This window comes from Bacillus sp. HU-1818 (genome assembly GCF_022695965.1).
Lineage (GTDB): Bacteria > Bacillota > Bacilli > Bacillales > Bacillaceae > Bacillus > Bacillus atrophaeus.
On sequence record NZ_JAAPBE010000005.1, the window covers coordinates 223178 to 241810 of the forward strand.

17 protein-coding genes and 2 riboswitches are annotated in these 18633 nt (G+C 44.4%); all 17 genes read right to left on the reverse strand.

Translation table 11 applies throughout. The annotated features are described in order from the left end of the window. Positions 1-55: 55 nt before the first annotated feature. A complete protein-coding gene (gene purF / locus GXP75_RS18260; RefSeq protein WP_242557502.1) occupies positions 56-1486 on the reverse strand; it encodes an amidophosphoribosyltransferase in 1431 nt (476 codons plus the stop codon). Then, on the reverse strand, positions 1462-3690 hold the full coding sequence (gene purL / locus GXP75_RS18265) for a phosphoribosylformylglycinamidine synthase subunit PurL (RefSeq protein WP_242557503.1): 2229 nt from the start codon (positions 3688-3690) through the stop codon (positions 1462-1464). Before purL ends, purF begins: the two co-directional genes overlap by 25 nt. Further along, the gene (gene purQ, locus GXP75_RS18270; RefSeq protein WP_061573245.1) at positions 3674-4357 is read right to left on the reverse strand and encodes a phosphoribosylformylglycinamidine synthase subunit PurQ; all 684 of its coding nucleotides are present in this window, start codon (positions 4355-4357) and stop codon (positions 3674-3676) included. The genes purL and purQ overlap by 17 nt, the downstream gene beginning before the upstream one ends. Beyond that, the gene (gene purS, locus GXP75_RS18275; RefSeq protein ID WP_010787831.1) at positions 4354-4608 is read right to left on the reverse strand and encodes a phosphoribosylformylglycinamidine synthase subunit PurS; all 255 of its coding nucleotides are present in this window, start codon (positions 4606-4608) and stop codon (positions 4354-4356) included. Before purS ends, purQ begins: the two co-directional genes overlap by 4 nt. Position 4609: 1 nt before the next feature. Then, positions 4610-5326, reverse strand: a complete 717-nt coding sequence (gene purC / locus GXP75_RS18280; RefSeq protein WP_061573244.1) for a phosphoribosylaminoimidazolesuccinocarboxamide synthase — start codon at positions 5324-5326, stop codon at positions 4610-4612. Between the two features lie 73 nt (positions 5327-5399). Continuing rightward, positions 5400-6695 (reverse strand): adenylosuccinate lyase, encoded by a 1296-nt coding sequence (gene purB / locus GXP75_RS18285; RefSeq protein ID WP_061573243.1) that lies wholly within the window; start codon positions 6693-6695, stop codon positions 5400-5402. Then, positions 6692-7834: a 5-(carboxyamino)imidazole ribonucleotide synthase gene (purK, locus tag GXP75_RS18290; protein ID WP_061573242.1), complete on the reverse strand. Its 1143-nt coding sequence runs from the start codon at positions 7832-7834 to the stop codon at positions 6692-6694. Before purK ends, purB begins: the two co-directional genes overlap by 4 nt. Next, positions 7827-8315 (reverse strand): 5-(carboxyamino)imidazole ribonucleotide mutase, encoded by a 489-nt coding sequence (gene purE / locus GXP75_RS18295; protein ID WP_003328475.1) that lies wholly within the window; start codon positions 8313-8315, stop codon positions 7827-7829. The genes purK and purE overlap by 8 nt, the downstream gene beginning before the upstream one ends. Before the next feature lie 133 nt (positions 8316-8448). Further along, positions 8449-8550: riboswitch (purine riboswitch) on the reverse strand. A 78-nt stretch (positions 8551-8628) separates the two neighbouring features. Further along, positions 8629-8826, reverse strand: coding sequence for an NETI motif-containing protein (locus GXP75_RS18300; protein WP_061573240.1), 198 nt, complete (start codon positions 8824-8826; stop codon positions 8629-8631). Continuing rightward, complete coding sequence (locus GXP75_RS18305; protein ID WP_061573239.1) at positions 8826-9380, reverse strand: DUF2179 domain-containing protein; 555 nt, start codon at positions 9378-9380, stop codon at positions 8826-8828. The genes GXP75_RS18300 and GXP75_RS18305 overlap by 1 nt, the downstream gene beginning before the upstream one ends. Before the next feature lie 196 nt (positions 9381-9576). Beyond that, entirely contained in the window at positions 9577-9750 is a 174-nt protein-coding gene (locus tag GXP75_RS18310; protein ID WP_082786874.1) for a Fur-regulated basic protein FbpA, read from the reverse strand. Positions 9751-9916: 166 nt separating this feature from the next. After that, on the reverse strand, positions 9917-10693 hold the full coding sequence (locus GXP75_RS18315) for a hypothetical protein (protein ID WP_242557504.1): 777 nt from the start codon (positions 10691-10693) through the stop codon (positions 9917-9919). Positions 10694-10919: 226 nt separating this feature from the next. Further along, on the reverse strand, positions 10920-12242 hold the full coding sequence (gene pbuG / locus GXP75_RS18320) for a hypoxanthine/guanine permease PbuG (protein ID WP_106046208.1): 1323 nt from the start codon (positions 12240-12242) through the stop codon (positions 10920-10922). 135 nt (positions 12243-12377) lie between these two features. Further along, positions 12378-12479, reverse strand: a riboswitch (purine riboswitch). 152 nt (positions 12480-12631) lie between these two features. Then, complete coding sequence (locus GXP75_RS18325; RefSeq protein ID WP_242557505.1) at positions 12632-14092, reverse strand: DUF4179 domain-containing protein; 1461 nt, start codon at positions 14090-14092, stop codon at positions 12632-12634. After that, positions 14074-14607 carry a sigma-70 family RNA polymerase sigma factor gene (locus tag GXP75_RS18330; RefSeq protein WP_010787821.1) on the reverse strand — a complete coding sequence of 178 codons (534 nt, stop codon included), beginning with the start codon at positions 14605-14607 and terminating at the stop codon, positions 14074-14076. Before GXP75_RS18330 ends, GXP75_RS18325 begins: the two co-directional genes overlap by 19 nt. A gap of 106 nt (positions 14608-14713) precedes the next feature. Continuing rightward, entirely contained in the window at positions 14714-16255 is a 1542-nt protein-coding gene (gene guaA / locus GXP75_RS18335; RefSeq protein WP_003328484.1) for a glutamine-hydrolyzing GMP synthase, read from the reverse strand. Positions 16256-16427: 172 nt separating this feature from the next. Continuing rightward, on the reverse strand, positions 16428-18626 hold the full coding sequence (locus GXP75_RS18340; RefSeq protein WP_242557575.1) for a DUF4129 domain-containing transglutaminase family protein: 2199 nt from the start codon (positions 18624-18626) through the stop codon (positions 16428-16430). Between the last annotated feature and the right edge of the window lie 7 nt (positions 18627-18633).

Below are 18633 nucleotides of genomic sequence, written 5' to 3' on the forward strand. Positions count from 1 at the left end.
TTGCAGAAAGATAAAGGCAGCCGAACCTCCGCTGCCTTTATCCCATTTTCAACATTTATTTTGTTAATACCGCTTCTTTTACGTGCGGGAGAACGGTATCCTGATAAATTTCTGTCGGATATTTCCCTGTAAAGCAAGCGAGGCACTGGCCGCATTGCTCGCCTTCATACTGTCTGCCGACACCTTTTAGTAATCCGTCTATGCTCAAGAATGACAGCGTATCCGCTCCGATTTCTTGGCGAATTTCCTCCACCGAGTGGGAGGAGGCGATCAGTTCTTCATGAGTAGACGTGTCAATTCCGTAGAAGCACGGATGAGCGATCGGCGGCGAGCTGATTTTCACATGCACCTCTATCGCGCCCGCTTCCCTCAGCATCGTTACAATCCGGCGGCTTGTCGTTCCGCGCACGATCGAATCATCAACCATGACAACACGTTTGCCTTCTACTACTCCGCGCACTGCGGAGAGCTTCATTCTGACGCCCTGTTCGCGAAGAGCCTGTGACGGCTGGATAAACGTTCGGCCGACATAACGGTTTTTGATCAGTCCAAGCTCGTACGGGATGCCGGTTGCTTCCGCATACCCGATGGCTGCGGAGATACTTGAATCCGGCACTCCCGTTACGACATCAGCCTCTACCGCTGATTCCTGAGCGAGCATTTTGCCAAGGTTTTTACGGGCGCTGTGCACGTTGATACCGTCAATGTTGCTGTCAGGTCTTGAGAAATAAATGTACTCCATGCTGCAGATTGAACGGTTGATGTTCATGGAGAAACGCTCTGTTTTCATGCCTTCGTCATTGATGATCAGCATTTCCCCCGGTTCAACGTCACGCAGATAAGTCGCGCCGACCACATCAAACGCACACGTTTCTGAGGCTACGACATATGCGTCTCCGAGCATCGCAATGGATAGCGGTCTGAGTCCGTTTGGATCAAGCGCCACAATCATTTCTGTTTCAGTCATAATGAGAAACGCATACGCGCCTTTCAGCATGGACAATGCGTTTTTAATTTGATCCTTCAATGCGAAATGGCCGCTTCTTTTAATGAGATGAGCCAACACCTCTGTATCGGAAGAAGTTTGAAAAATACTCCCTTGATTTTCAAGCTGCTGCTTCAGCTGAGTCGCGTTCACCAGGTTTCCATTATGTGCAAGCGCGAGACTGCCGTTATTTTGAGAATTGAAGAGAAGCGGCTGAACATTTTCGTATCCACCACCGCCCGCCGTCGCATAACGAACGTGGCCGATGGCGCCTCTTCCTTTCACTTTGCTGAGTTCACCATTTTGAAAGACTTCCGTAATCAGCCCTTGGCCTTTGTGCGCCGACAGCTTTTCTCCATCAGTCGCCACAATCCCCGCGCCCTCTTGTCCTCTGTGCTGGAGACTGTGAAGCCCGTAATACGTGATTTGCGGGGCTTCTTCATGTCCCCAAATCCCAAAAACGCCGCACTCTTCGTTTAAGCCTTTGATTTCAGCAAGCATGGGATAGCTCCTTTCCACGCGCGTTCCAGCTCTTCAGTCTGCGCATGAATCCATAGATTTCCTTCTTGACTTTGGACTGTGAGAATTGCGTCTGATGTTACTTCACCGACATGAATCGCGTCTTTGACAAACTTTTCAAATGATTGCTGATGTTCTTTTTTCACAGAGATCACGAACCTTGATTGTGATTCACTGAATAACAAAGCAGCTTCGCCCTCTAATGTGACGTTTGCGCCAAGTCCTTCTGTTGACATCACACTTTCAGCAAGCGCAACACCCAGTCCGCCTTCTGACACGTCATGGGCTGACTGAACCAAACCAGAACGGATTGCTTCAAGAAGAGCTTTTTGACGAGCCTGTTCAAGGCTGAGATCAAGCTCCGGCGCTTTGCCGAAGATTTTTCCTTCTGTCAGCTTTTGAAGCTCGCTTCCTGCAAACTCCGGCTTTGTTTCGCCGATCACATAAACCAAATCGCCGGCTTCTTTAAAGCTTTGCGTTGTGATATGTGCTGTATCTTCAATTAAACCGACCATGCCGATAACAGGCGTCGGATAGATGGCTGTTCCGTTTGATTCGTTATAAAGAGAAACGTTTCCGCCGATAACCGGTGTGCTGAGCACGTTGCACGCTTCACTGATTCCGTCTGCCGCTTTTTCAATCTGCCAGAAAATCTCCGGTTTTTCCGGGTTTCCAAAATTGAGGTTATCCGTAACTGCAAGCGGTTCTGCACCAGAGCAAACGATGTTGCGCGCCGCTTCTGCCACAGCGATTTTTCCGCCGACTTCCGGATCCAGGTATAAATAACGGGCATTACAGTCGGTTGTCATCGCAAGGGCTTTTTTCGTTCCGCGGATTCTGAGCACTCCCGCATCAGAGCCAGGCGCGACTACTGTATTTGTCCGAACCATGTAATCATACTGATCATACACCCACTCTTTGCTTGCGATGGTCGGCTGCTGCAAGAGGGCAAGTAGTGTTTCTTTCGCATCTTCCACTTTAGGTGCAGGAACAGTTGTTTCTAAAAATTCACGGTAGTAAGCAGGCTCTTTTGAAGGCTTGTGGTAAACAGGCGCTTCTTCCGCCAATGCGTCAACCGGAAGCTCACAAACCGTCTCTCCGTTATGGAGAAGGCGAAGCATTTTATCATCCGTTACGTGGCCGACAGATACGGCTTCAAGGTCGTACTTTTCAAAAATATCAACGATTTCTTGTTCACGTCCGCGCTCGATGACTAATAGCATCCGCTCCTGTGATTCAGAAAGCATCATTTCGTACGCCGTCATGCCTGTTTCACGCTGCGGAATCAAATCCAGATTCATTTCTATTCCTGAACCCGCCTTACTTGCCATTTCAGCGCTTGAGCTTGTCAGTCCCGCCGCTCCCATATCTTGAATGCCGACAAGAGCGTCAGATTTGATGACTTCTAAACATGCTTCAAGCAGAAGTTTTTCCATGAAAGGATCTCCGACTTGGACGGCAGAACGTTTTTCCTCAGAAGAATCAGACATTTCCTCAGAGGCGAAAGTTGCCCCGTGGATACCGTCGCGGCCCGTTTTCGCGCCGACATACATCACGGTGTTGCCTACCCCTTTAGCCTGTCCTTTTTTAATGTCTTCGTGGTTAATCAATCCTACGCACATGGCATTAACAAGCGGATTGCCTTCATAGCAGCTGTCGAATTGCACTTCTCCGCCGACTGTCGGAATACCGATGCAGTTACCGTACCCGGCAATTCCTGCGACTACTTCTTCAAACAAGTACTTCACGCGCGGTGAAGTCAGTTCGCCAAATCGAAGAGAGTTTAAGACTGCGATTGGACGCGCGCCCATGGAGAATACATCACGAATGATTCCGCCCACGCCTGTGGCAGCTCCTTGGTAAGGCTCAATCGCTGACGGGTGGTTATGAGATTCAATTTTGAACACAACCGCCTGATTGTCACCGATGTCAACGATTCCGGCGCCTTCTCCAGGCCCTTGCAGCACACGCTCACCGCTTGTAGGGAATTTCCGCAAGATCGGCTTTGAGTTTTTGTAGCTGCAATGCTCAGACCACATTACCGAGAAAATGCCTATCTCCGTATAGTTCGGAAGTCTTCCGATAATGGATTCTATCAATGCAAACTCATCATCACTGACACCCATTTGCTGATAGATTTTCTCTTCTTTAATTTGTTCTTTACTTGGTTCAAGCAGTAGTGACATGAGTTTCCCTCCAATTTTTCACGATAGATTGAAACAATTTAAGTCCGTCGGCGCTTCCGAGCAGAGAATCGACCGCGCGCTCAGGGTGAGGCATCATGCCCAGTACATTTCCTTTTTCATTGACGACACCCGCGATGTCGTTCACACTTCCGTTAATATTGGAACCGTATGTGAAAGCAATTTGATTGTTTTTTTGTAAAGCCGCAAGCGTTTCTTCATCACAGTAGAAATTCCCTTCGCCATGGGCAACCGGAATCGTAATGGATTCTTCTTTTTCATAAGAAGATGTAAATACTGTTTCATCGTTTTGGACAATCAGGTCAACCGGACGGCAGATGAATTTCAAATCTTTATTTCGTCTCATCGCACCCGGCAGAAGGCCAAGCTCCTGCAGTATCTGGAATCCGTTACAAACACCGAGCACAGGCTTTCCTTCTTCAGCCGCTTTTTTCACTGCCGGCATAATGTTGGAGAATCTGGCGATGGCGCCGCATCTTAAATAGTCTCCGTAAGAGAATCCGCCCGGAATTAATACGCCGTCAAAACCGTCAAGGCTCGTTTCGTCATGCCAGACGTATTCCACGTCTTCACCGAGTTCATCCTTTACGGCGTGAAACATATCAATATCACAGTTGGAACCTGGTAAGACAATCACCGCAAATTTCACTGTGCGACAACCTCCTCAACTTCGTATCTGTAGTCTTCAATGACTGTATTCGCAAGAAGTTTTTCACACATTTCTTTCACAAGCACATCGAGATCACGGTCAGACTTTTCAATCGTAAGCTCCATATATTTTCCGATGCGAACGTCAGCGACTTCTTGGTAGGACATACTGTGTAAGGCATGCTGAACCGCGCTCCCCTGCGGATCTAATACACTCTCTTTTAAGCTGACATAAACTTTTACTTTGTACATATTAAATGCCTCCCAGTCTTTTGAAAATTTCTTCGTATGCGTCGGTTAAGCCGCCTAAATTGCGTCTAAATACGTCTTTGTCGAGCTTTTCGTTCGTGTCTTTATCCCACAGGCGGCACGTATCAGGAGAAATCTCATCCGCAAGCAGTACTTGCCCTTCTGTGTCCAGGCCGAATTCAAGCTTGAAATCTATTAATCTGACATTACAATCGTTGAAAATGACTTGAAGTTCTTTGTTTACCGTTTTTGTAATAGACTTGATCTTTTCCACCTGTTCAGGAGTCGCGGCTTTTAACAGCCAAATATGATCTTCTGTAATGAGCGGATCACCCAGCGCGTCATCCTTGTAGTAAAACTCGATAATCGGCTGTTCTAGCTCCGTGCCTTCTGGAATGCCGAGACGTTTGGACATGCTTCCTGCCACTACATTTCTCACCACAACTTCAAGCGGCACAATGGTCACCTTTTGAATGAGCTGTTCAGTTTCGGAAATGCGCTCCACAAAATGATTATTGATGCCCTTGTCGTGGAGATATTTGAAAATCAGGCTGGAAATCTCATTATTCAAACGGCCTTTGCCGCTGATTTCAGCTTTTTTTTCACCGTTAAATGCAGTAGCGGAGTCTTTATAAACTACGTATAGCGTGTTTTCGTCATCCGTTTTGTAAATTCTTTTCGCTTTTCCTTCGTATAAAAGTTCGTTTTTCACAATATTCACGGAAGGCCTCCTAACCCGAATGTTGGGAATTTTCAATCTAAGGCGGCAGAGAAGAAGCCGCCCACGGCTTCTTTTATGCTAAACCTAAACGGTCAAAGATCAGGTCTACATTTTTCAGGTGGTAATTGTAATCAAAGCAATCGTCAATTTTTTCCGGAGAAAGACGGGATGTAATTTTTTCTTCCGCTTCTACAAGCTGGCGGAATGGAACTTGTTTCTCCCACGCTTCCATCGCTTTCGGCTGAACAGTGTCATACGCTTCTTCACGGGTAAGACCTGTATCGATCAAAGCAAGCAGTACACGCTGAGAATAGATCAGGCCAAGTGTACGGTCCATGTTCCGCTTCATATTCTCAGGGAATACCGTCAAGTTCTTTACGATATTGGCGAAACGATTAAGCATGTAGTTCAATGCGATCGTTGCATCAGGAAGAATGATCCGTTCTGCTGATGAATGAGAAATGTCACGCTCATGCCATAACGGAACGTTTTCATAAGCCGTCAGCATGTAGCCGCGGATCACACGCGCCATTCCCGTCATGTTTTCTGATCCGATCGGATTCCGTTTATGCGGCATCGCTGAGGAACCTTTTTGCCCTTTTGCGAAAAATTCTTCTACTTCGCGTGTTTCACTTTTTTGCAAGCCGCGGATTTCAACAGCGAATTTCTCAATGCTTGTCGCAACAAGTGCAAGTGTAGCCATATAATCGGCATGGCGGTCGCGCTGAAGCGTCTGAGTTGAAATAGGAGCTGCTTTTAACCCAAGTTTTTCACAAACATATTGTTCAACGAACGGGTCAATGTTAGCATATGTGCCGACAGCGCCGGAAATCTTCCCAACCTCGATGCCTTCTTTGGCATGCTTGAATCGCTCTAAGTTGCGTTTCATTTCTTCATACCAAAGCGCAAGCTTCAGGCCGAATGTTGTAGGCTCAGCGTGTACGCCGTGTGTGCGCCCCATCATAACCGTATATTTATGTTCTTTCGCTTTTTCTTTTATAATGTCAACAAATCTCTCAATGTCCTTGAGCAAAATATCGTTTGCCTGTTTTAATACGTAAGAAAGAGCCGTATCCACTACGTCAGTTGATGTTAATCCGTAGTGCACCCATTTTCTTTCTTCGCCAAGCGATTCAGAAACCGCGCGTGTGAAAGCAACGACGTCATGGCGTGTATCCTGTTCGATTTCCAAGATGCGGTTGATGTCAAAAGATGCTTTTTCGCGCATAACTTTTACATCCTCTTTCGGTATCACGCCAAGCTCTGCCCACGCTTCACAGGCGAGAATTTCAACCTCCAGCCAAGCTTGGAATCTGTTTTCGTCCGTCCAAATCGCGGACATTTCAGGTCTTGAATAACGTTCGATCATTCTGTTCGTCCTCCGTCTCTATTCATCCACTTATTTGTGATATGCTGTATCCATTTATCTTCTGGCTGCTTCAAAAAGGTGATATGACCCATTTTGCGGCCTTGTTTGATTTCGTGTTTGCCGTATATATAAAGTTTAGCTTCCTTCAAAAGCGCGGGATCTTCCTCCACCAGCTTCACTTCGTCACCGAGAAGGTTCACCATCATGCCGGGCTTCAAAAGCTCCGTTTTTCCAAGAGGCAAGCCGCACACCGCTCTGATATGCTGTTCAAACTGGCTGGTTTCACAAAGATCCAGCGTGTAATGGCCTGAGTTATGAGGCCGCGGAGCCAGTTCATTGATCAACAGCTCTCCGTCTTCCGCCACAAACATTTCCACAGCCAGCGGTCCGACAAGTCCGAGCTTATCCGCCAGCTGAACGGCAAGTCTTTCAGCCTGAGTCAGGATATCCGTTTCCACTCTTGCCGGAACAATGCTTTGAAACAGAATGTTGTGTTTATGAATGTTTTCCGCAGCGGGAAATGTCGTGATTTCACCATTTACTGATCTTGTCACAATCACGGACAGCTCCATATTAAAAGGAACCCAGCTTTCGAGAATACAAGTTCCGTTTTGCAGTAGCGCGGACGCATCTTCAATTTGTGTTTTTTCTTTAATGACATATTGCCCTTTGCCGTCATATCCGCCTCGGCATGTTTTCAGCACTGCGGGCAGCCCGAGCGACTGAACCGCTTCTTTCAGGTCATCCTGTGTATGGATGATCCGATACGGGGCAACTTGACAACCGGCTGATTGAATCGCCTTTTTCTCTGTCTCCCGGTTTTGGGTAATGAGCAAAAGCTCGCTTCCCTGCGGAAGATACGCGTTCTCTTCAAGCCAGTGCAGTGCGTCGTAATCAATATTTTCAAATTCGTATGTGATAATGTCACTGATCCCGGCCAATTTCCGAATCGCTTCTCTGTCATTGTACGGGGCAGTAATTTCTATATCAGCCACTTGGCCGCACGGCGAGTCTTTTACAGGATCAACGACCGCAACTTTGTATCCCATTTGCTTTGCTGCGACAGCCATCATTTTTCCAAGCTGGCCGCCGCCGATGATGCCGATCATGGCTCCCGGATAGATGATTTTTTTAGACAAGCTGATCACTGCTTTCCAACACTGTCTGTTTTGTGTTCTCTCTTCTTTCATCCAGCTTTCGGGCGATTGTTTCGTCAAAAGCTGACAAAATTTGCGCTGCTAACAGTCCGGCGTTAACCGCGCCCGCTTTTCCGATGGCTGTTGTCGCCACCGGCACTCCGCCCGGCATTTGAACGATAGACAGGAGTGAATCAAGCCCGTTCAGCGCTTTCGACTGAACCGGAATTCCGATAACCGGCAATGTCGTTTTTGCCGCTGTCATCCCCGGCAGGTGTGCCGCTCCGCCGGCTCCGGCAATGATCACCTTCAAGCCTCTTTCTCTTGCTCCCTCTGCGTATTCAAACATCAAGTCAGGCGTCCGGTGAGCGGAAACGACCTTTTTTTCGTATGGCACATCAAGTTCTTCAAGTATGTCGCATGCGTTTTTCATTGTCTCCCAATCGGAAGTGCTTCCCATGATGACTCCTACTAGCGGCTGCATTCTGTTCCCACCTTCTAATGCGTTTGTTTTCAGAATAAAAAACCCGGCTTGCATTGCACTTATGAGGAAGCAACACAAACCGGGCATGGTGCGTGTATCGTCAGTCGTTCGCTTCTGCGATAGCCATGTCAGTTATTTGTTCACTTTCCTGCATAGTCCGGCAATTTACGGTCGCCGGGTAGAAACTTATGGGCCATATTCCCAAGATTATATGAGGTCGTGTTTTGATTTCATGTTTATCTTAACAACGGACTTGGATAATGTCAACGATATTATCGAACGATACTAATTTTCATTCTATTAATGTTCGTGTTTAGATCAATTTCCCTTCAAATACGATTTTTTTCCCGCACGGAATGATCTGAATTGATCCATTTTCCTTCTTTTCTGTAAAGATCGGCTCTTCCATGCGTCTGATGGGCATATATCCCTCTTCTTTCATTTGATGAAGTACGGTGTCAATCGTTTGCTGCTCTGTTACTTCAAACCGTTTCTTTTTCGGTTTTGCCATTATTCTTTGATTCTCCTCTTTTTCACTGCTTTCACCCAGAAACCGCCGTGAATTGATTTCGGTTCGTACGCGATAATAAAAGCTTTTGAATCCAGTGTTTTAATCGTATCATAAAGCTGGAGCTCATATTTTCTCGGTGTCAGGATTTGAAGCGCCGTACGGTCGCCCTCAAGCCCTCCGGCCACCCAATTTGTCACGCCGTATCCTTTCTCCCGCAGCTGTCTGGGGAGATCAAGATCAAGCTCTTTCGTAATAACATTTACCATGATATAGCCAAGAGCGAGTTTTTCTTCTATTTTCATACCGACGATAACACCGAGACCATAGCCGAGCGCATATGCAATGACATTTTGAATTTGGTCTAAATTGTCAAGCACAAGACTGAGGCCTGTCACATAAACTAAAATTTCAATCGTACTGATCGAAGCTGCTAGATACCGCTGGCCTTTCAGCGTTAAAATCATTCTGATCGTAAAAAAAGATACATATACAACATTAATGATAAGAATAATCATAACCATGGCTATACTGTTAGACAAGATGGTTTGCATCAATTTTCATCCCCCCTAAACCATTCAACTTACGCTAAAGCAATCATATTCTACTAGAGAAATAAGCCCTTTACAATGCACTGTAAAGACTCAGAGCCACTAAATTTTTCGACATAAATATCCTCAGCTTTAGTTTACCCTCTTTATCCCCTTTTCAAAAATAAAAAAAGCCGGCTTTGCGGCAGGCTTTACTTACTCGTCATTGAAGCGGTTCTTTTTTCAATGTTTTCAACGACTCATATTCTTTTTCAAGTTCACTCAGCGTATAGTCTCTCAGTCGCTTATCATCTTCCTGATAAAAACCGGATAACATCAGCTTCGATATTAAAAACTGCTTCTTTTGATGAATCGCTTCACGAAGTAAACGGGACATAACCATCATCCTCTCCGAAAAAATAAAAGCGCTGTCATTTATATGTCAATCTATAATAAGCCGATTAACCTTATAATACAACTAAGTTTTTTAGTTTTTTTTGTAAAAAATGTGACAGCGAAGAGTATACAAAAAAGCCGGCCTCATATGAAGCCGGCTTTTCCGATTAAAGCGGAATAAGTGAAGAAGTAAGGTAACCTGAGATAAACGGCCAACTTGCCGCGATAAAGATCAGCCCGACCGCCAAAACGGCTAGTACACAATAAATAAGGTCTAATGAAACATGGTCGGCTTTTTGATGAATGCTTTGAATTAGCAGAGACACGCTGAAAAGCAAGCCAAAAAACATCAGAACCGTAAACGCTGTGGTTAAAGCAGTGATATTTACTATTGCGAAAATCATCCATAGCACCGACAGCGCCATCACAGGCACAAGTAATGATCCAAAGTCTGCCGCTATCTTCTTAAATAACAATTTCTGTTTCATCATGTAGCGTGACACAATCCAAATGGCAAAGACCATCACCGCCAGGAAAATCAGCGCATACACAAGCACCACAAAAAATCCGTCGTAAAAAGGGTGGTGAACGCCGTATCCAAGCTGTCTTCCTTTGCTGGCTTTCAGCTGAAACCAGTTGCCGATTGAGAAAATGACACTAAACAGCACCATTGAGATAACGGCATATTTAAAATGGGAAAAACCGTCCGCCACTACAGTTTTTACCGGCGATTTTAAAATAGCAGACGCAAAGCTGCCATACCGTTTGACTGCGGAACCGATCGAACCGAGCGTCTTTTTAACAGACGACGCCGGCCGCTCCTGCTTTTGTTTTTGCTTCTGCTGGCGGCTCGCTTTTCTGGAGACCCTTGACAAAACCGGCTCTTCATCTATTCCTTGATTATGATTCACTTCATCAATTGTTTCTTTTCTTTCTTCCGTCATGTTAGCAACTCCTATCAGAAAAATACGGCGGAATACCATTCAGCAAGAAAATAAAACACTTATATAAGGTACCGAAGCCTTCCTGAACAGTCAAGTCATTTCCCGCTTTTAACAGCCCGATGGCCTGACACCTATATGACGGTATATTGTATGTAATGGTTTTACCTTTTACGATCAAAAACCTAAATCAAAAACCGGCCGCTTGCCGCAGCCGGTTTCCGCTCTTTTATTTTAAGAAGACAAAGTACAGAACAAACACCACAAACAGCCCGTACATCACCGGATGAACCTCTTTTCCCTTTCCTTTGCAAATCATTGTAATAGGATAGAAAATAAATCCGATCGCGATCCCAGTCGCGATGCTGTATGTTAATGGCATCATAATCATTGTTAAGAAAGCAGGCACAGCCACTTCGAATTTATCCCACGCGATTTTGCCGAGCGGCGCAACCATCAGGGCACCAACAATAATTAATGCCGGAGCGGTTACATTCGTGGTAACGACTGATAGAAGCGGCGAGAAAAACATAGCGAGTAAAAAGAGAAACCCAGTTACAATTGCCGCAAATCCGGAACGAGCGCCCGCAGCAACACCCGAGCTTGATTCCACATAAGATGTTGTCGTAGACGTCCCGAGCACGGAGCCGATAACGATTGAAGTTGAGTCAGCTAAAAGCGCACGGCCCGCACGCGGCAATTTATTTTCCTTCATTAAACCAGCCTGTGTTGCCACAGCAACCAGTGTACCAGCCGTATCAAAAAATCCGACAAACAAGAATGTTAAAATGACGACCAACATTTGCAGAGAGAAAATATCCGGCAAGTGAATCCAAGCTTGTCCAAACGTCGGTTCAAGGCTCGGCACACTTCCCACGATTTGAGACGGAACCGGAACCAAACCGAAAATCATCCCGGCAATCGCCGTTAACAGCATCCCGATAAACACGCCAGCGTTCACGCGAAGCACCATTAAAATAACCGTTACAATGACACCGAAAATCGTTAACAAAACAGGACCGCTGTGAATGTTTCCGATTGTGACAAGGGTTGAAGGATTCGCTGCAATGATCCCTGAGCCCTGTAAGCCGACAAATGTAATAAATAGGCCAATCCCCGCTCCGACTGCCAATTTCAGCTCAGGCGGAATGGCGTTAATGATTTTTTCACGAAAACCTGTTAAAGAAAGAGCAACAAAGATAAGTCCTGAAATGAAAACACCAGACAAAGCGGCCTGCCAGGAAATCCCCATACCGAGAACAACAGAAAACGCAAAAAACGCGTTCAGCCCCATACCGGGCGCAATGGCAATCGGATATCTCGCAATCAATCCCATTAAGATACAGCCTGCTGCTGACGCCAAAGCTGTCGCCGTAAAGACCGCGCCTTGATCTATTCTCAATGCTTCCGGAAAATCTTTTACACTTTCCAAAGCAAGCGTAATCGGATTGACGAACAGGATATACGCCATGGATAAAAAGGTCGTTAATCCGCCGATGATTTCGTTGCGATAGCTGGTGCCCAGCTCATCAAACTGAAAAAACTTTTTCAAGCTATGTGACTCCCTTCACTCTTTGCTATTTATCCTGCCCTGAAATCGCCAAATAAAAAACGCCCCAATACATTTTGGGACGCTTGACTACAGACGGATTCCAGTTTGAATAAATAAACCTGTTTTATTTATATCAAACGAAAGAAATGTTTACGTAGTCAAGCCATTTACGGTAGCTTGGTAGAGACTTGCGAGCCATATTCCCGCGATTATACGAATTCATCTTATTTGATTTCTGTGTCTATTGTACCAACTTCGATTTGAAATGACAATATAAATAACGAACATTACTTATTAAAAAAATTGGTTTATTCGTCTATTGACTAAATAAGCAACAATGATAAAAACCGTATGCATGACTACATACGGCTTTTCAACTTATGATTATTTTATCTTGGAGGCTGACTCACTTGATGCACTGGTACAGTAAACGAGAATGGCTCTAGTTGAATCAAGTAATTTAAAACGCCTTTATCAATATACAGACCGTATTCATTAAACTCAAAATGCTTTAAAGACAGCTCATCATCATAATCATCATCCAGTTCAAAAGTAGATAACATTTCTGCTGTGTCCATATTTTTCACTTTAGCTGTATTTGCTTTCAAATAATAACCTTCTTCATAATCACCCATTGGATCAGACCATGATTGCATTTTTTTCATATCACCAAGGCCAATCATTTCACCTATATTCATTAAGTCATCTTTTGACATACTTGAAGTGTCAACTCCAGTGAAGTGGTAATGAACCAATACCTTCCTCCCTTCCTGTTTAATGTTATTGATTTCAATCCCTATGTTTTGATGTTTTGTTTCTGAAAGACGAAGCGGCATCCCTGCATTTAGCGGAACGATTTCACTGCCCTCTGCCTCAGATCTGATATCTGCTATTAAAGTTAGCTTTTTCGCTTTTGGATTGATTGGTGATTTTAACTGTGTTTGTCCTTTTGCTCTTACCGTTCTCTCGGTTACTTTTTTGCGGTCTCCAAGTTCGATGTTTGACGATGTCATCTCATATGTGTTTCCTAAATCATCTTTGACTTCGTTAATTTCAACAGTATCATGCTTTGCTATGCCTTGATAATCTATTGTAAATTGAAGGACAGATCCAAGTTTCCCGTTTTCCACTTGAATATTGGAAAATTGATAACGATTATGATAAGCCGATACCACTTTTGAGCTTTCTAAATAATTCGCATTCTTTTTGGTAATAGGCAGTTTAAATCTCCAATTTCCCTGTATTTCATTGATATGAGTAACAACAAAAGGTACGGTATCCCCATTTTTTATTTCAGTACCATTTGTATAAATCCTTAATTGTCCTGCATATTGTTTGTTATTTAATTTTTTGAGCATTAAGGAATCATAGTTGATTGAAACATTGTTGTTAAAATTCGCTTCGTCCACATTATAGCTAATCTCTTTTTCATCAGACTGGAAGTTATCAACAGTGAAGTTATAGACAAGCTGCCCGGCATCGTAGTATGAACTGTTCACAGAAATAGTAATGCCTCGCGACTCCGCTTTTTCATTCAGATTTGTGACCAAATTGCTTTTAAACAATGATAGGCCAACTTTATCTTGAAACTCCTTATAAATTTGGCCGACAATGGGTATGCTTCCCATCGCTTTGTTAACAGATGGCAGAAAAAGACCGGACGTTAAATACAGTATACATACCACAGCAGCAACAGCGATTCCATTTGTAATGGTTCGTCCCCATTTAAAACGGCGCCTTGTGTTACTTTCATTTTCAGCACGAACGACAGCTTGATGTATTGCTTTTTTGAGTGCTTTCTTTGGCACTTCTATGTCATCATACAACTGCTTTACTTGGTGTTTTTCCATATTTTTTTATCCTCCTTTTCCAGCTCCTGTTTTAGTGATTTTCTTGCTCTATGTAAATGTGTTTTAATTGTGCCTTCTGCCATTCCTGTTTGTTCAGCTATCATCGAAATCGAATAATCTTGAAAATAATAGAGCTGAATTGTTAACTGAACATGTTCATCAAGTGTATCCAGCGCATTGCGCAAGTCTATATATTCTTCAATATTTCTTTGATCCGTGCCAGTGTCATGATGGCTTTCAAACGGAACCAATTCTCCCTTCTTTTTCTTCATTGCAAAAATTGAATTAATGAGTATTCGGGTGAGCCACGTTAAAAAGTACTTTGGCTCTTTTAGTTTTTCTATCCCTATAAAAGCTTTATAAGCCGTTTCCTGTACAGCATCAAGTGCATCTTCTTTATTTCTCAAATAGAGATAGGCTGTTTTATATAGAGTCTCCTGATGTGCCAGCATAAGCTTTTCAAAGGCTCGAGTATTTCCTTTTCTCGCCTTTGTAATCAATCTTTCTTCCTTCACCTTATCCACCTCCTATGTTGTTAGATATAAGAACTGCCAAAACGGTTTCAAAAAGTTAACAAAAAAACGCCCCTTTTATAAAGGGACGTTTTTCTTAGGTATTTACTTACTCCCACTCAATCGTAGCAGGCGGCTTACTTGTAATATCATACACGACACGGTTAATGTGTTTCACTTCATTAACAATGCGGGTCGAAATCGCTTCAAGCACGTCCCAAGGGATACGAGCCCAGTCAGAAGTCATTCCGTCAATTGAAGTAACCGCACGAATGCCGATTGTGTAATCATATGTTCTGGCATCGCCCATAACTCCTACGCTGCGGATGTCGGGAAGAACAGTGAAATACTGCCAAATGTCGCGCTCCAAACCATGTTTTGCGACTTCTTCACGCAAAATAGCGTCAGATTCACGAACAATTTCAAGTTTTTCCTCAGAAATTTCACCAAGGACACGGATACCGAGACCAGGACCAGGGAAAGGCTGGCGCCAAACGATTTCGTCAGGAATGCCAAGCTCTGAACCAAGCGCACGTACTTCATCCTTAAACAAAGTATTTAACGGCTCGATCAGTTCAAATTGCATATCCTCAGGAAGCCCGCCGACATTATGGTGGGATTTAATCGTTTGCGCAGTCGCTGTTCCGCTCTCAATGATATCTGTGTAAAGCGTTCCTTGAGCGAGATAATCAATTCCTTTGAGCTTGTCCGCTTCATCATCGAATACGTAAATGAATTCATTTCCGATAATTTTACGTTTCTGTTCAGGATCTGAAACGCCTTTAAGCTTATTCAGGAACCGATCTTTCGCGTCCACTTTAATCACGTTCATGTTAAAGCCTTCACTGAACGTTTTCATAACGCCTTCCGCTTCGCCTTTACGAAGGAGACCGTGGTCAACAAAGATACAAGTCAGCTGGTCCCCGATTGCTTTATGAATCAGAACCGCTACAACTGAAGAGTCAACACCGCCGCTTAGCGCGCACAGTACATTTTTATCTCCGACAGTTTCGCGAATTTTTTGCATTTCGATGTCGATAAAGTTTTCCATTGACCATTTACCTTCACAATCACATACACCGAAAACAAAGTTTTTCAACAGGTCATTGCCGTATTCTGAATGGCGCACTTCCGGGTGGAATTGAACGCCGTACCATTTTTTATCCTTTTTGCTCATTGCTGAGTTTGGACAATGATGGCTTGTGGCATCAACCGTAAAGCCTTCTGGAACTTCAACAACCAAATCTCCGTGGCTCATCCATACAACTTGCTCATTCGGAAGGTCTTTAAACAAATCAGGCGTTCCTTCGATATGAATGTTCGCTTTTCCGTACTCACGCTGGCTTGCAGCCTCTACTTTGCCTCCAAGGTAATGAGTCATCAGCTGCATACCGTAGCAAATTCCCAAAACGGGAATATCAAGTTCGAAGATTTTTTCATCACAGCGGAAAGAACCTTCATCATACACACTGTTTGGACCGCCGGATAGAATAATACCTTTAGGATTCATTTCTTTAATTTCTTCAGCCGTCAATGTATGCGGATGCAGCTCGCTGTAAACACCAAATTCACGAATACGGCGTGTAATAAGCTGGTTATACTGACTGCCGAAATCAAGGACAAGAATCATTTCATTCACTAACTTTGTCATGGTTGTCACCTAATCTCCTCTAAGTTTTTTGACACAGAAAAAAACGGAGGACAGATGTGGAACACGGTTTCTGCCCTCTGCTGGTAAGACCGTTTTCAGCATCCGGACAATCGCTCCCGGACTCTGATTTAATATTCACTTATTCTAACAACAGGAGGGTAAGCGGTCAAGACTATCTCCTTTTAATTAAATTTTCCCATAACTCTTTGGAATCATTCCAAAGAGCTGCCGAATCATCGTTTCTGTACAAAGCTCGCTCATAGCGGTGAGTCAGCTCTGACATCTCCTCAGACCCGTATGCCGCGTCGATTTTCGCTGCATAGTCACGCAGCGTCTCGCCTTTTTGTATGCCTTTTCCTTTTCTTTTCAGCTGGCGAAGCAGTGCATCATATGCTTCAAAGAAGACTTCTTTATCGGTACGGCGCTTTAATTTTACGGCGACGATCATCGGAATCCATTTGGAACGCGCGGCATATAAACCAAGTGCCGCTAAAAGGGCTGCTGCGGCTGCTGCGTACCATGCGGGACTGATACTCTCTTTTGCAGCGGACGGTTTTTCGTCCACAGATGGCTGCTGTTTCTTCTGCTGCTCTTTTTGCTGCTGCGGCTTGCTCTTTTCGCCGCGATCTTCAGAGGTATTCCGGGATGAATCGCCGTCTTTCCCTTCTTTATTCGACTGGCTCGAACTTGACGTGAACTCAGCAGGATTAGTGAACCCTTTTGTCGGCTCAAATGTCACCCAGCCTTGCCCCGGGAAATAAACTTCCACCCAAGAATGGGCGTTGTTATTCGTCACCTCATAAATTCGGCCGTTGTTATTGCCGGCCTCTTTATACTCACCAGATGTATACCCTTTTACCCAGCGGGATGGAATGCCTGCCGATCTGAGTAATACAACCATAGCCGAAGAAAAGTTATCACAATAGCCGAGTTTTGTTTCAAATAAAAATTGATCGACGTAATCTTGGCCGTTTTTTGGTATGCTGACATTTTCCGTCTCATAAGCAAACTCATTCGAGCCCAGATAATCCTCGATCGCCTTTGCTTTGTCATACATATTGTCTTTATTCCGCGTCAGCTCCCGGGCTAGGTTTCTGACCCGCACCGGCAATGTATCGGGAAGCTGCATATATCGCTCGTCAAATTTGTTTTCTTCTCTGCTCTTTTTAACTTTAACCTCTCTCAGCTCATTCAGCTTGTAGACCGGCGACTTGTACGCCACTGTATAGTTTCCCAAATTGCGCACTTTGCCGGATTGTTCACTGACAGGCGAAATTTGTTCCGTATTGCCATTCATCTCAAGCAAAACGGATTGTTTAGGCTTAATTTTTGCCGCGCCGATCGGATACATTACGTGATTATATCCGTACAGCTTATTTACCTTCACACGCGCAGTTTCATTTTCTGTGGAAACCCGCTGATCAAACCACAGATTTTCCACAAGGCCGCCCGTGAGCTGATAAGACGTCCCCACATCGGTTTCAACCCATCCTTTGCCTGTATAGGTATCCTTCGTTTCTACCCTGAAATAGGAACGTTTTTTCCCTTGCCATGTAAAAACCGGCGTATCATCTTCCTGAAACGGACCGCCAAGGGATTCATCATGATTCCCATACCCGATTTTGCTTTCTTGAGCTGACACTTGATCATGATTGGTGACCTTTTTGAGAAAAGGAACGGGATCAGGCCAATTAGGGTCAGACTTCGGAGCGGCAAGACCGAATGCCGCTGAGCCGATAACAAAAACGGTCAAAGGAAGAAACCATTTTAAGATATGAGCTTTCTTAAAAGACAGCCTTTCCATAATCTTAATGCGGTCCATATACAAAAGCCCCAGCATAAAAAAGCCGATCAGCACAATCCGGATGACGGCATAGGTGGCGTCGTACGGTGTAAACGTATCAAGAATGGTGATGTAAGCAACTGTCATGATAAAGAAAAATAAAATCTTCCGCTGGTAAATCACCCAATAATGCAGCAAGTAAACGAGAAGCCACAGCAGCACAAAAAACAAGAGCGTGCGGAAGGAAGGCATCATCTCATTCCAGTTTCCTGATTTGATAAAGCCGATATTCATGAATACATCCTGTATAAAGGAGCTGATCCAGCTTCCGTTAAAAATCGAGCCGTCATAAAACAGGATATGAATAGAAATCAACGTAAACAAGATGCAAAATGGAACTGTGACATACCACTTCACCCTGAAAAACGTCAGCAAAAACGTCAAGCCGATAAACACGATAAAAAATCCCGTATGCTTTGTATCGCTAAAATTGTGTAACGGCCTGAGCCATTCCCACAATAATAAAAAGGCTAAGAAGTAAAATAACAGCAAGCTCATGCGGCTTCCCTGATTTTCATCAAGCGGCATGTGGTTC

Bases quoted from the DNA above. Each gene is read 5' to 3' on its own strand.
- GXP75_RS18300 (WP_061573240.1), bottom strand. From the start codon at position 8,826: ATGGCAAAACCGAAAAAGAAACGGTTTGAAGTAACAGAGCAGCAAACG.
- purE (WP_003328475.1), bottom strand. From the start codon at position 8,315: ATGCAGCCGCTAGTAGGAGTCATCATGGGAAGCACTTCCGATTGGGAG.
- GXP75_RS18315 (WP_242557504.1), bottom strand. From the start codon at position 10,693: ATGACGGAAGAAAGAAAAGAAACAATTGATGAAGTGAATCATAATCAA.
- purS (WP_010787831.1), bottom strand. From the start codon at position 4,608: ATGTACAAAGTAAAAGTTTATGTCAGCTTAAAAGAGAGTGTATTAGAT.
- GXP75_RS18325 (WP_242557505.1), bottom strand. From the start codon at position 14,092: ATGGAAAAACACCAAGTAAAGCAGTTGTATGATGACATAGAAGTGCCA.
- purB (WP_061573243.1), bottom strand. From the start codon at position 6,695: ATGATCGAACGTTATTCAAGACCTGAAATGTCCGCGATTTGGACGGAC.
- purF (WP_242557502.1), bottom strand. From the start codon at position 1,486: ATGCTTGCTGAAATCAAAGGCTTAAACGAAGAGTGCGGCGTTTTTGGG.
- purL (WP_242557503.1), bottom strand. From the start codon at position 3,690: ATGTCACTACTGCTTGAACCAAGTAAAGAACAAATTAAAGAAGAGAAA.
- GXP75_RS18310 (WP_082786874.1), bottom strand. From the start codon at position 9,750: ATGTCCCGTTTACTTCGTGAAGCGATTCATCAAAAGAAGCAGTTTTTA.
- guaA (WP_003328484.1), bottom strand. From the start codon at position 16,255: ATGACAAAGTTAGTGAATGAAATGATTCTTGTCCTTGATTTCGGCAGT.
- GXP75_RS18340 (WP_242557575.1), bottom strand. From the start codon at position 18,626: ATGCCGCTTGATGAAAATCAGGGAAGCCGCATGAGCTTGCTGTTATTT.